Origin of the sequence: Erythrobacter sp. SD-21, assembly GCF_000181515.1 — a bacterium.
Classification (GTDB): Bacteria; Pseudomonadota; Alphaproteobacteria; order Sphingomonadales; family Sphingomonadaceae; genus Qipengyuania.
Genome location: NZ_ABCG01000007.1, coordinates 50781 through 63975 on the forward strand (window position 1 = coordinate 50781; position 13195 = coordinate 63975).

The window sequence follows — 13195 nt, forward strand, 5'->3', positions numbered from 1 at the left end:
CATGCTGCTTGTCTTGCGCCATATCAATCCTCCTGTTTGCTCATGGTTTTGTAGACGTACTGGGCGGTGCAACTGATCATCAGGAAGCCGGTCAATGCCGCGATACCTGAAATTGCGCGCATGTGACCGGCGGGCAGAATGTCGCCCAGCCCGACGGTCGAGATCGTGATCAGCGCGAAGTAGTAATAATCCATCCAGCTATCGATGACGTCCTTTTCGAGGCTGCCGAGGCCCCAGACCGACGCGAGATACATGCCGCCCGCGAAGATGCCCGCGATGACGAGGTGGCTGGCGAGAACCAGCGACGAGCCGGCCAGCAGCCGGAGATGGCGCGGATTCTTGCCGGGCGGAGAAATCGCCTTCGCGCCCCGCAGCATCCACATGTGAAAGTAGAGCGAGACGGCGAACAGGGCGAAGCCGAGAAGTATTGCCTGGGTCATCGCGTGATCGCCGTATCGGAGAGGGATGGAGCGATCTGTCGGTGCGCCGCGACCGGATTTGGTTTTGCAAGGCCGATCAATTTTCTGCTCCATTACTAGGAGGTTGGCTTTCATCGCCATTGGCGTCCCGATGGTCGTTCCCATCCGCTACGCGTTTACGGCGCAGGAAGAGGGCTTCGAGAGCGAAGACGGCGGCGATGAGGACCGCCGCGATCACCACGATGGCGGGGTCGGAATCGAGCTTCACCCCGGCAAAGGCGGCGAGGATGACGCCGTCGGCCGCGATTGCCGCAAGCAGGACCGAACCCTTGGCCCCGATCTCGTTGCGCAGATGGCGGTACACGCCCCAATGGACCAGGATGTCCATCACGAGATAGAAGAACGCCCCGAGCGAAGCGATCCGCGACAGGTCGAACAGCACCGCGAGCGTGCCCGCGATCACCACCGTATAGACGAGCAGGTGACCGCGGATCGGTCCCTTCATGCCGAAATGGCGGTGCGGGATCATCTTCATCTCGGTCAGCATGGTGAGCATGCGCGAGACCGCGAAAACGCTTGCGATCACGCCCGAAGTGGTCGCCGCAATCGCGATGACGATGGTGAACCAGAAGCCGAGCTGGCCCAGCGCCGGGCGGGCGGCGGCAGCGAGCGAATAATCGCGCGCCTCGACGATCTGGCCGATCGTCAGGCTGGACCCGACCGCGAACGCGACGAGCAGGTAAGTGACGACGCAGATCGCGATCGAGATCATGATCGTGCGGCCCACATTGCGATGCGGATCGACGATCTCTCCGCCGCTATTGGTGATCGTGGTAAAGCCCTTGAACGCCAGGATCGAGAACGCGACCGACGCCAGGAACGCGCCGCCGCTCGTAATATTTGCCGGCTCGGCAAACGCGCCGGAGAAAAATCCGCTCGCGGCAATGGCCGCCACAGCGAACAGCGCAATCCCGCCGATCTTGATCGCCGACATGATCAGTGAAAAGCCGCTGACCGACCGATTGCCGGCCTTGTTCACGATATAGGCGAAGACGATCAGCGCGAGCGCCAAGGCGGACAGCAGGAATGCGTTCTCCTCGAGACCGAACGGCCGCAATGCGTAAGTGGCGAAGGTTCGCGCGACAAGGCTTTCGTTGATGACCATCGAAAGCGCCATGAGCAGCGATGCCGACGCCGCGACGACGCCGGGCCCATAGGCCTTCTGGAGGATCATCGCGATGCCGCCCGAAGACGGCCAGGCGTTAGACATCTTGATGTAGCTATAGGCGGCAAGCGAGGTGACGAGCGCGCCCACGATAAACGAGAGCGGGAACAGCGGTCCGGCCAGTTCCGCAATTTGGCCGGTAAGAGCGAAAATCCCCGCGCCGATCATCACGCCCGTGCCCATGGCGACACCGCCGGCGAGACTGATGGTCCCCCTGCCAGCGGTCTCGAGCTCGTGATCCATCGTATTATCGGCGCCGTGATTCATCGCAGTCATGTTTTCTCCGATCCGCGATGCATAAGAGGTCTGTCGGCCCCCCACTCAACCGGTGCGCCGCGGACATTCGCGCGCCGAGAGTGGTGAGCCGGTTGAATGGCAATCACTCCATCGGCCTCAGCTCTACCCCGGTAGCTCGCGAAGACGCTGTCGCCTGCCGGGCCGAAGGCGATGACTTGATACGGTTGCGCCCGATCGCCAGCTTCCATGCCGGGGGAACCCAGAGGCATCCCTGCAACGGCCAAGCCGGTTACGCCCTTGGGCCGTTCCTTGAGCAGGCGGGCAATCTCGCGCGCAGGCACATGGCCCTCGATCACATAGCCTTCCACCTGCATGGTATGGCAGGAGAGCAGGGTATCGGGCACGCCAGCCTCGGCCTTCACAGCGGCCATGGGACGGTCCTCGCGCACCGTGACCGCGTTATCGAGGCCGCTACGGACATGCTTGGCCCATTCCTCGCAGCATCCGCACTGCGGATCGCGAAACATCACATAAGGGCTTGCCTGTGCGGCGCTCGTGCAGGCCGCCAGGAGGATCATCGCGAATGTCGTGAATGCCCCGCGCGTCCGGCGAGTGGGGTGGCTGGAATGTCCGAATTCCATTTTCAATGTTCCTAAATCTCATCGATGTCGTGGTCGGCCATGGAGTCCATGTCATGGCCTGCATGCGGGTCGGAGGTTTCAGCGACTTCGCGCTTCGTCGGCGTGGGTGCCGGCGCCGAACCGGTTGCCTGCATCCGCGCGGGTCGTGCTGTGCCAGGGCCGGCCGGCACGCGCTTTGGAGCCGAGTTGCCGGCGACCGGTGCGCTATCGACACTGGCTACGGCCGGACTATCGGCTGCGGCTTCGCTGGGCGACGACGCGGTCAGCGGCGCTGCGGTGTCGAGCGTAGTGGAATCATCGATTTCGGCCCTCGGTTCAACCGGTTGATCGCACGCCGCCACACCCGCCAGGGCGGTCCCGAGCAACAGCGCTCCAGCAATTTTCATCGGTTTGAATCGGTGCATCAGGTCTTCCTTCATATCAACGAGAAGCCGAGGTGATCCGGCCCGTGAGCGAGTTCCCCGCCGAGGAATCCCTGAAGCAGAATCAGCGCGGCCATGGAGAGAAGTCCGGTACGCAGGAGGGTTCTTCCATCCCGCGGCTTGGAGGCAAGTAGAGCAAGCGCGAGGCCCAGCGCAGTGATCAGCATCCCGTTCCAGCGGTGAAGCTGCATGACCGTATCACCGCCGAACCAGAGGCCGGTATGAATCCAGCCGAACAAGGCCGCGATTACGGCACCGCCCGCGCCGCCGTAGATCAGTACGCGAACGGCCGGTTCGATACCGGCACCCCGTCCAGTCATAATGAACAATTCCGCCAGCGCCGCCATCAGGAACAAGGCAATGGGGAAATGTATCGTTGCGGGGTGCAGCTTCTTGACGAAGGCGAGACCTCCCGCATTTGCAGCGCTTTCATGGCCCCCCGACGCTTCGTCGTGCCCTTCCGCAGCATGAGTCGACGCGGCCTGCGCCTCGCCCGCACTGGATGCGTCATGGGTTGGATCGGAAGAGGCGGCAGCGCTGGCAGCGGTATCATGTCCCTTCTCGCCATGCGCATAGGCCGGGCCGACCAACAGAAAACCTGCGCACACGAGCATCAGGAGATGGATGGGTTTCATAATGGCGAATGCTCTTTCACGGTGGGTTCACGAGACCTATGCTCCTTGATACGCACCGCAAGACGCCTCCCCTCACGAAAATTTATGAGGGCAATGGGCAGACCGGACGTATTGTGAGAACGGCCACCTACTTCAAGGATCGACCCCTAGCGATGGAACATCAATTGGACCCCATTCTGGACGTGCTTGCCCACGAGACTCCGGTCGGCGTGTCCGGTGGTTTCATGGAAGGCGTGTGGGAGCGGGTCGGCGATATCAACGCGCGCCGGGAACGCACTTTGCGAAGCGCCTTGTTCGCAGGACTTTTCGCCGTCGGGCTGGGCGCAGGCGCGATCACCGTCCAAGCGCCTGCCTACGCGAAGGAGCCGACCTATCCGTTGATAAGCGATGTCCGGCTTTCTCCCGCCGCGCTGCTGCATGTCGCTCCATGAAAGACCGGAAACTGCAATTAATGGTTGCGGTTCTGCTTGCGGTATTGGCGGGATTCCTTGGAGCCGTTGCCGCCGAACGCTGGTTTGCGCCCACCCAGCCGGGTGGTCTCCACGAGTTTGTGCACGAACAGCTGGAACTCGATGCGCAGCAGGAAGACCGGCTCGACCGGCTCGAGGAACGCTATGCGATCGAGAACGCGCAACGCGAACTGGCGGTGCGGCGCGCGAATGCGGACTTGGCGGCCGCGATCGACAACGAGCATGAATACGGCCCCGAGGTCAGCGCTGCCATCGACGGGGTCCATGCCAGCATGGGCGAATTGCAGAAGGCGACGGTTCGTCATGTCTTCGCGATGCGCAGCATTCTGAATGAAGACCAGCAGCGCGCATTCGATCAACAGGTCGCCCGGTCGCTGACCGGACCGCCGCCGCAATGACGCCGGAGTGCAGGAGCGGCACGACAGTCAGGAGCGGGAACTGGTTGCAAGGGTCGTGGCTGGGGACCGCCGCGCGTTCACCCAGCTTGTAGAGCCGCTCGTACCACGATTGCTCGCCACCGCGCTGCGCTTGCTGGGAACCCGCGACGAGGCGGAGGATGCGGTGCAGAATGCGTTGGCATCGGCATGGATCGCACGGAGCCGGATCGATCGATCACGGTCTTTCCTTCCGCTCCTCACCACGATTACGCTCAACAAATGCCGCGACAAATTGCGTCGGCGAAAGGCAGCCGACTTTCTTGGCTTCGGCAGGGCTTCGATGCCGGAGCTCGCATCCGATCCCGCGCCTTCGCCCGAGACCGAAGCCGTCGACCGCCAGCTTCTCGAACAAACCCGTTCCGAAATCCGGCGCCTGCCCTTGCGGCTTCGCGAGGCCCTGATTCTCGTCGCCATCGATGGTCGAAGTCAAAGCGAGGCGGCGGAGCTGCTCGGGATTTCGGCCAAAGCGGTGGAGGCCTTGGTCTATCGGGCGCGCAAGATACTGAGAGAAAAATTGCCCAGCGGCGAGTGAATTTGATGAGGGAAGCCGCGCCGGGCTGCGTAGGGTAAGGCAAACCCCGTTCACACAGGACATTATGATGCAATCAATCAATCGGCGGAAATTCCTCGGCTCGAGTATCGCGGCGGGCGGTCTGCTGGGCGCCGGAGCCGCGATTCCTGCCTGGGCGCGCGGCGGCAATATGAATGGCGCGACGATTCGCCAGGGCTTCGACGAAGTGTCCGGCCGGAACATCGATCTGACCATCGCCCGGGGCCCCGTTACAGTACAGGGTCGGCGCGGAATGGGAGTTGCCGTCAACGGCAGCGTGCCGGGGCCGCTGGTGCGGTTGAAGGAGGGCGCGGCCGTCAATCTCAACGTGCACAACGCGCTGGACGAAGACAGCTCGATCCATTGGCACGGACTGCTGGTTCCGTTTCAATTCGACGGCGTGCCCGGCGTCAGCTTCCCCGGGATCAAGCCGGGGCAGACTTTCACTTACGAAATGCCCGCGCTGCGGCAGGCTGGCACCTATTGGTGGCATAGCCACTCGGGTTTGCAGGAGCAGGCCGGCCATTACGGCCCGATCATCGTCGATCCCGCCGGTCCCGATCCGGTGCAGGCCGATTACGACTACGTCATGCTGCTGAGCGAATTCACGCCGATGCATCCCCACACCATCATGGCCAAACTGAAAAAGGGCGAAGCCTATTTCAATTATCAGCAACGCACGCTGACCGACGGCTATCCGTTGACCGGCGAGGAGCGGCGGATGTGGGCGGAAATGCGGATGATGCCGACCGACATTTCGGATGTATCTGGATCCACCTACACTTATCTAGCCAACGGACACGGCCCTAAGGAGGGGCTCGAATATCTGTTTGCGCGCGGCAAACGGGTTCGAATTCGCGTGATCAACGGCAGCGCAATGACGTTCTTCAATGTCCGCATCCCCGGAATGAAGTTCTGGGTGGTGGCGGCGGATGGCCTCAACGTAAGGCCGGTCGAGGTGGAAGAATTCCAGATCGGCACGGCAGAGACTTACGATATCGTGGTGGAGCCGACCGGCGAAGCGCACACAATCGTCGCAGAAAGCATGGATCGTTCGGGCATGGCACTCGCCACGCTTGCAAGCCGTCCGGGTGCGCGTGCGCCAGTGCCGGCCCTCCGCGATCCCCCGCTTTTGACCATGGCCGATATGGGCATGAACCATGGCGGCGGTGATATGGCCGGGATGGATCCCGGTATGGATCACAGTGCGATGGGCCATGGGACCGAGCCGTCGGGCGAGATGTCCATGAGCGGCATGGATATGCGCGACACGTCGTTGCTCCCGCCCGATGTGAAGGTAGGCCCCGGTGTCGATATGGTCGCGATGAACCCGGTGGACCGGATGGGCGATCCAGGCATCGGTCTCGACAAGGTTCCGCACAAGGTTCTCACTTACAAGGATCTGGTCGCGCTCGAACCGAACGACGACCTGCGCACACCGTCGCGCCAGATGGAAATCCATCTAACCGGCAATATGGAACGCTACATGTGGTCGTTCGACGGGAAGAAATTCTCGGCCGTCAGCGATGAACCGATCCGGTTCGCCTATAATGAACGCGTCCGCTTAAAACTGGTTAACGATACCATGATGGCGCACCCCATCCATTTGCACGGCCATTTCTTCGAGCTCGTCAACGGCGCTCCTGCCGATCGCCAGCCACAAAAGCATACGGTCATCGTGCAGCCAGGCGGCTCTGCCCAGTTCGATTTGACTGCCGACGAGCCCGGCGATTGGGCGTTTCACTGCCACCTTCTCTACCACATGCATGCCGGAATGTTTCAGATCGTGACCGTCGCCAATCGGGCCGGTCAGCCGGATGTGAAGCGCGTGGGAGAAAGCGGATGAAATATCTGATCGCCCTTATCCTCGCCTCAACGGCGACGCCCGCACTTGCCCAGCATCAGGGCCACTCCATGCCGACGACCCCGCCCGAACCACAGGCCGAGGGGCAGCCAGACGACATCGATGGCGCGGAAGCGGATGATCAGGACCAGCCTTCCACAATGCTCATGGATCATTCGAAGATGGACCATTCCGGCATGGAAGAAGACCCATCTACCGCCGCACAGGACACCGGCGAAGCAATGGATCATGCCGCCATGGGTCACGGGCCTATGGAAATGGATATCCCGTCGGTGCCGCCGCCCGCTGCAGCCGGTTCTGGTCCCCCGCGAGCCGCAGACGCGATCTGGGGTGCAGATGCGATGCGCGAGAGCCGCGAGCAATTGCGCGATGAGCAGGGCGGCCAGAACTTCTTCTGGTTCCAGGGCGACCGCGTGGAATATCGCGCCCGCGACGGTGCCGATGGCTATCTGTTCGACGTGCAGGGCTATTATGGCGGCGATCTCGACAAATTCTGGTTCAAATCGGAAGGGGAAGGCAGCTTCGGCGAAGAGATCGAGAGTGCCGAAATCCAGGCACTTTACAGTCGTGCAATCGCGCCCTTTTTCGATCTGCAAGCGGGGGTCCGCCAAGATCTGGCTCCGATCGACCGCACGTATGCGGTGGTCGGCATCCAGGGGCTCGCACCCTATTTATTCGAAGTGGATGCAGCCGCATTCCTGTCGGACCGAGGCGATTTGACAGCCCGCGTCGAGGTCGAACTCGATCAGAGGATTACGCAGCGCCTGATCGTCCAACCGCGTGTCGAAGCGTCTTTTTCTGCACAGGATGTGCCTGAACTGGGCATCGGTGCCGGACTGGACTCGGTCGAAGCCGGTCTGCGCCTGCGGTATGAGCTCGCGCGCGAGTTCGCGCCGTATATCGGGATCGATCAGGAATGGAAAATCGGCCAAAGCGTCGACTTTGCGCGAGCCGCGGGGGAAGACCCGAGCGTGACGAATTACGTCGTCGGCATACGGTTCTGGTTTTAAAGGAAGGGAAATTTCAATGCATACTACCATTACACGCGGGGCTCTCGCCCTCGTTCTGGCTGCGGTTGCCACACCGGCGATTGCGCAGAGCATGGAAGATCATGCTGCGCATGCAGAGAAAGCTGCAACGCAGCCCATGGAGCAACCCGCTCAATGTAAGAAGCATGCTGAGCACATGGCGGCTATGAACGATGATGTCGCCGGTGCAGAAGCGGTGCTGACCGCTTATCGCAATGCCCTGACTGGTCGCGATGCCGATGCGATGACGGCCCTGTTTGCAGAAGAATCCTTCGTTTACGAAAACGGGAAGGATGAAGGCAGTTTCACGAATTACATGGAACACCATCTCGGGCCCGAACTCGATGCGATCACCAGTTTTTCCTTTGGTGAGCCGACCATGACGATCACCCGGATGGGGCACCTGGCCTACGGACGCGAAACCTATACCTACCGGATCGAACTGGCGGATGGGCGCGTGATCGACCGGGAAGGCGTGGCGACATCGGTGCTCACGCACGACGCCAATGGCTGGAAGATCGTGCAATACCATTCATCGTCCCGTCCTCCCCGCAACCAATAAGACCTCATGGCGTCGGTTCCAGCTCTACGAAAGCCGTCACGCAAGCTTCGGCTGCACATATTCGGTAGCAAGCTGCACAAGTGGCTCGCGCTGTTTGTCGGCGTCCAGGTGCTCTTGTGGATGGGAACCGGCGCGATCATGTCCTTTCTCAAGATCGAGCAGGTACGGTCCGAGCACGTCATATCGCGCGAAGCCGAAACACTCGATCCTGAGTTTCCGGCACCGCGATGGCTGGTAGATCGACAGGGCGTCGTTGCTGTCACAACCAAATCCGTAGCTGGCCGTCCCCTCGTCCAGATCGAGCGTAGCGATGGCTCGATGACGCTTCATGAGACCGAGACCGGAACGAAAGTTTTTCCCCTGCCGGTTGCTGATGCCCGAGCCATCGCTTTACGCGCCTGGACCGGACCCGAGACTTCGATCGCCAGTGTGAAGCTAATCGAGACCCCGATAGGAACAGAGTTCCGCGGTCCATTTCCGGCGTGGCAAATCACCTTCTCCGATCCAGACGGGACGAGGCTCTACCTTAATGCCTCAAGCGGCGCGATTCTCGGCGCAAGAAGCGATACCTGGCGCTTCTTCGACTTCGTCTGGGGCTTGCACATCATGGACTGGACCCAGCGCGACCGGATCAACAGCTGGTGGCTGCTGCTTTTCGGAATCGGTGGAACGGTCATCGCGGTTTCGGGCTTTATCCTCTTGGCGAACCGGTTCCCGAAACTGCGCCGCAGAAAGGCCCGGTGATCTACCCAAGGAAGTATCCGATGATCGCACTAATGATATAAAGGCGCAATGTCATCCCTGCCAAGCAATGTCATCCCTGCCAAGAAGTATCGGTAAAGTTTGCCAAGATCTGACAGCGAGATCCGTCATGAGCAGTTCTGAACAAACCGCACCCTCATCCAAAGTCTCGATCCTACCACGGATAGTCGCGATTCTGATCGGGCTCATCGGTGCAACACTGTTTGCCGGTGGCATCTGGCTCGCAATCCTTGGCGGCTCGCTTTACTATGGGCTGACCGGCGCGGCGCTGCTTGCTTCCGCCTATTTCATCTTTCGCGGGAAAGCCTTGGGCGCGTGGATTTACGTCAGCGTCTATATGGTGACCGTGCCTTGGGCATTATGGGAGAGCGGCAATGATCCGTGGGCGCTCGTGCCGCGACTTGTTGGTCCGACCGTTCTCCTCGCTCTGGTTTCGCCCCGCCTTTATCGGCCAACAAGATGGCCAGTTGCACTTGCAGGGGCTGGGGGAGCGGTGGTGTTCCTTGCGGTTGCACTCTGGGTTGCATCGGCATCGCGCCCCGATCCGGTGAGGGGGGAACTCCCGATACCCCGGGCAGGAATAGAGGTCGAGGATGTGGGCGGTGACTGGCCAGCATGGGGAGGAACCCATTCAGGTCAGCGTTATTCGCAGTTGGATCAGATTACTCCGGCCAATGTCGGCGGACTGGAGCGCGCATGGATCGCACATACCGGGGATCTGCCCCAAGGTGCGGGTGAGGGCAAATACGCCCCGAGACGACCCCGCTTAAAATCGGCGACAGTTTGTATCTGTGCTCGGCGATGAATATTCTCATCGCGCTCGACGCGCAAACCGGCGCGGAAATCTGGCGCCACGATCCACAAGTCTCCACCGCCGCCATCCCCTATTCGGCCTCCTGCCGCGGCGTGACCGCCTACAACCGCCCGCTGGACAGCGGCACACAGCTTTCCGGAGGCACCCAAGGCTCTTCTTCCCAGAATCGAGGCGCGCCGGTCGTACCTTCGGGAACTGCAGCGAATTGCGCGATGCGCATCATCGAAGGGACGCTCGATGGCCGTCTCATCGCCGTCGATGCCGAAACCGGCCGCCCCTGTGCCGACTTTGGCGTCAACGGCGAGGTCGATATCAAAGAGGGCATGGGCCAGACATATCCAGGCATGGTGGCGATCACGGCTCCTCCGGTGATCGTGCGCGGCAACATCGTGACAGGCCATCAAGTTCTTGACGGGCAGCGGAACAGCGCCCCGTCAGGCGTAATCCAAGCGTTTGACGCCGTCACCGGTGAGCGTGCATGGGCATGGGATATGGGCCGTCCGGGAGAAAATGGCCCACCCGGACCCGGCGAACAATTTACGCGCGGAACGCCCAATATGTGGACGACGGCCTCGACGGACGAGGAACTGGGGCTCGTCTACCTACCCATGGGCAACAGCGCGGTCGACTACTGGAGTTCGGATCGCAGTCCACAGGAAAACGAATTTTCGACGGCGCTCGTGGCGCTGGACGGCGAGACAGGCGAGCCACGCTGGCGTTTCCAGACCGTATACAAGGATGTCTGGGACTACGACCTCGGGAGCCAGGCAACGCTTGTCGATCTGCCGGGCGGAACACCGGCCATCATTCTCCCATCGAAGCAGGGCGAGATCTACATTCTCGACCGACGTACCGGTCGACCACTGCACACCATGATCGAACGCGCCGTGCCGCAAAGTGGTGTGGAGCCCGCCGAGCGCACCGCCACGCAACCCTATTCGGGCTTTGCGACGCTGCGCAGGCCCTCGCTCGAAGAGCGCGACATGTGGGGCATGACGCCGATCGACCAGATGATCTGCCGCATCCAGTATCGGCAGTCGGCCTATGACGGCTACTATACGCCTCCCACGTCAGATCGCCGGTGGATCCAGTATCCCGGTTACAATGGCGGATCCGACTGGGGATCGGTGGCGATCGATCCGCGCCGCGGAGTGATTTACGCCAACTATAACGACATGCCCAACCACAACCGCCTCGTCCCTCGCGCAGTGGCGAACGAAAAGGGCTGGGAGCCGCGCGGCCCGCAGGGCAATCAAGGTGGCGGTGGTTCTGAAGGTGAGGGCTCGCCTCAGACCGGTACGCCGTTCGCCATCGACGTCAACGCTGGCTGGCGGCTCGGGCTGACCGGCCTTCTGTGCAAAGAGCCACCTTATGGCGGCATTCGTGCGATCGATATGAATAGCGGCAAGACGCTATGGGACCGGCCCTTCGGTTCGGCGCGCGCGAACGGTCCTTGGGCCCTCGCCCTTGGCATTCCGTTCACGATCGGCACGCCGAACAATGGTGGCGGTGTCGTAACAGCGGGAGGACTGCTGTTCATTGCAGCGACGACCGACAATCTGATTCGCGCAATCGATGTCGAAACAGGCGAAACGGTCTGGTCCGACGTCCTGCCGGGCGGCGGGCAGGCCAACGTAATGACCTACTCTCAGGGCGGCCGCCAGTATGTCGTGATTATGGCAGGCGGGCATCATTTCATGAAGACACCTGTCAGCGATGCAATAGTGGCCTACGCGCTACCCCGGAACTAGCGAAGGAGAAATAACTGGGCAGAGGGTTTGTCTGCAAGCATTCCTAAGCAGAACCGGCCGACCCCATCGGCTTGTACGAGATGATCGTGCTAAGTTAAACTAAAGGAACTCGTCTGCGAGGCAAAGGTTGGATTGGCGTATTCAAAACGCCCGAAGGAAAGCCAACGATGGACCGTGCCAGAATCGATGAGAACCTCTCCCTGCTGACATTCCCGCCCGCAGCACACGACCTGCAATCTCTTGCGGACGCTGGTTTCAAGTCGATTGTCAATTTGAGGCAGGTCGGCGAGCAGGGCGAAAAGCTGAACCCGCAGGCAGAAGCGGAAGAAGCGCGCGAGAACGGATTGGAGTACCTTCACTATCCCGTTTCTCCGCCGGATTTGACGGCTGAGAAGGCGCAGGACTTCACGGCTAGGCTCGAACAGCTTCCCGGTCCTGTGGCCATTCACTGCGCCAGTGGACGTCGGGCGAGCTTGTTGGGCCTTGCGTCCTGGGCGCGTCAAAAGGACTGTAATGCCGCCACGGCAGCGAAAAGAGGCCGCGAGTCCGGGCTGGAAATCAGTGAAGGCGATTTATCGCCACTGCTCAATGTAAACGAGGCAAATGCGCGATGATCTTCAGGCAGCTTGTCGAACCGGAATCGTCGACTTACACCTATCTGATCGGATGCGAAAACACGGGCGAGGCCGTTCTGCTCGACCCGGTAATCGAGACTTGCGACAGGGATATGGAGGCAGTTGCTGCGCTGGGCCTGAACCTTGCTTTCACGCTCGACACCCATATTCACGCCGATCACATCAGTGGCGCATGTCGGCTGCGTAGCCTGACGGGGTGCGAGGTTGCCTATCCCGCTGATGACAATCTTTCTTGCGCGGATGTTGAAGTGAGCGAGGAAGCGCCTTTGTCTGTAGGCGATCTGACCATCCGCGCCTTGTTCACGCCCGGGCATACCGATAAGCATCATAGTTACGTAATAGAGCAAGGCGGCCATACGCAGGTCTTCACCGGCGATGCGCTGCTCATCGATGGATGCGGTCGCACCGATTTCCAGAACGGCGATTCCGCGACCCTTTACAAGTCAGTTCGCGAAAAGCTGTTCGCTTTGCCGGAAGACACGTTGGTCTACCCTGCGCACGATTATTCAGGCCGCCGAGTCTCGACGATCATCCAAGAGCGTACCCGCAATCCTCGATTGAACGACGAAATTTCGCTTTCCGAGTTCCAGCGGATCATGGCCGAACTCGACTTGCCCTATCCCAAGAAGATCGACGTTGCCGTCCCTGCCAATTTGAAGTGCGGTGACTGCGTGGAAGAAGCGGTTGAGCATCTGCACGAGATCGGCGGAAAATCGCCGCAGGGCTAATGCCCATCGGTGACC

General features: G+C 60.9%; 16 protein-coding genes. 11 read left to right on the forward strand and 5 right to left on the reverse strand.

Features of this window, described 5'->3' with window-relative positions; genetic code table 11:
• Positions 1–23: 23 nt before the first annotated feature.
• The 5 genes from ED21_RS11615 to ED21_RS11635 form a co-directional block, all read right to left on the reverse strand.
• Positions 24–533 carry a potassium channel family protein gene (locus tag ED21_RS11615; protein WP_233995744.1) on the reverse strand — a complete coding sequence of 170 codons (510 nt, stop codon included), beginning with the start codon at positions 531–533 and terminating at the stop codon, positions 24–26.
• Positions 517–1827 carry an APC family permease gene (locus ED21_RS11620; RefSeq protein WP_233995753.1) on the reverse strand — a complete coding sequence of 437 codons (1311 nt, stop codon included), beginning with the start codon at positions 1825–1827 and terminating at the stop codon, positions 517–519. The genes ED21_RS11615 and ED21_RS11620 overlap by 17 nt, the downstream gene beginning before the upstream one ends.
• An 89-nt stretch (positions 1828–1916) precedes the next feature.
• Positions 1917–2522, reverse strand: a complete 606-nt coding sequence (locus ED21_RS11625) for a DUF411 domain-containing protein (RefSeq protein ID WP_083800451.1) — start codon at positions 2520–2522, stop codon at positions 1917–1919.
• 11 nt (positions 2523–2533) lie between these two features.
• On the reverse strand, positions 2534–2941 hold the full coding sequence (locus tag ED21_RS11630) for a hypothetical protein (protein ID WP_006834104.1): 408 nt from the start codon (positions 2939–2941) through the stop codon (positions 2534–2536).
• Positions 2938–3579 carry a DUF2231 domain-containing protein gene (locus tag ED21_RS11635; RefSeq protein ID WP_006834105.1) on the reverse strand — a complete coding sequence of 214 codons (642 nt, stop codon included), beginning with the start codon at positions 3577–3579 and terminating at the stop codon, positions 2938–2940. Before ED21_RS11635 ends, ED21_RS11630 begins: the two co-directional genes overlap by 4 nt.
• Positions 3580–3617: 38 nt before the next feature.
• Between ED21_RS11635 and ED21_RS15460 the strand changes: the two genes are divergently transcribed.
• The 11 genes from ED21_RS15460 to ED21_RS11685 all read left to right on the forward strand — a co-directional run bounded on the left by ED21_RS15460 (position 3618) and on the right by ED21_RS11685 (position 13180).
• On the forward strand, positions 3618–4010 hold the full coding sequence (locus ED21_RS15460; protein WP_050784769.1) for a hypothetical protein: 393 nt from the start codon (positions 3618–3620) through the stop codon (positions 4008–4010).
• On the forward strand, positions 4007–4447 hold the full coding sequence (locus ED21_RS11645; RefSeq protein ID WP_006834107.1) for a periplasmic heavy metal sensor: 441 nt from the start codon (positions 4007–4009) through the stop codon (positions 4445–4447). The genes ED21_RS15460 and ED21_RS11645 overlap by 4 nt, the downstream gene beginning before the upstream one ends.
• Before the next feature lie 7 nt (positions 4448–4454).
• Positions 4455–5018 (forward strand): RNA polymerase sigma factor, encoded by a 564-nt coding sequence (locus ED21_RS11650; RefSeq protein ID WP_034922515.1) that lies wholly within the window; start codon positions 4455–4457, stop codon positions 5016–5018.
• 67 nt (positions 5019–5085) lie between these two features.
• Positions 5086–6882, forward strand: coding sequence for a copper resistance system multicopper oxidase (locus ED21_RS11655; protein WP_034922580.1), 1797 nt, complete (start codon positions 5086–5088; stop codon positions 6880–6882).
• Positions 6879–7910, forward strand: coding sequence for a copper resistance protein B (locus ED21_RS11660; protein WP_006834110.1), 1032 nt, complete (start codon positions 6879–6881; stop codon positions 7908–7910). Before ED21_RS11655 ends, ED21_RS11660 begins: the two co-directional genes overlap by 4 nt.
• A 16-nt stretch (positions 7911–7926) precedes the next feature.
• The gene (locus ED21_RS11665; RefSeq protein ID WP_083800452.1) at positions 7927–8490 is read left to right on the forward strand and encodes a nuclear transport factor 2 family protein; all 564 of its coding nucleotides are present in this window, start codon (positions 7927–7929) and stop codon (positions 8488–8490) included.
• Positions 8491–8496: 6 nt separating this feature from the next.
• Positions 8497–9234, forward strand: a complete 738-nt coding sequence (locus tag ED21_RS11670) for a PepSY domain-containing protein (RefSeq protein ID WP_006834112.1) — start codon at positions 8497–8499, stop codon at positions 9232–9234.
• 127 nt (positions 9235–9361) lie between these two features.
• Positions 9362–10057: a hypothetical protein gene (locus ED21_RS15820; protein WP_233995746.1), complete on the forward strand. Its 696-nt coding sequence runs from the start codon at positions 9362–9364 to the stop codon at positions 10055–10057.
• Positions 10054–11817 carry a pyrroloquinoline quinone-dependent dehydrogenase gene (locus tag ED21_RS11675; RefSeq protein ID WP_006834113.1) on the forward strand — a complete coding sequence of 588 codons (1764 nt, stop codon included), beginning with the start codon at positions 10054–10056 and terminating at the stop codon, positions 11815–11817. The genes ED21_RS15820 and ED21_RS11675 overlap by 4 nt, the downstream gene beginning before the upstream one ends.
• 167 nt (positions 11818–11984) lie before the next feature.
• A complete protein-coding gene (locus tag ED21_RS11680) occupies positions 11985–12431 on the forward strand; it encodes a beta-lactamase hydrolase domain-containing protein (RefSeq protein ID WP_006834114.1) in 447 nt (148 codons plus the stop codon).
• Complete coding sequence (locus ED21_RS11685; protein WP_006834115.1) at positions 12428–13180, forward strand: MBL fold metallo-hydrolase; 753 nt, start codon at positions 12428–12430, stop codon at positions 13178–13180. The genes ED21_RS11680 and ED21_RS11685 overlap by 4 nt, the downstream gene beginning before the upstream one ends.
• Positions 13181–13195: the final 15 nt, after the last annotated feature.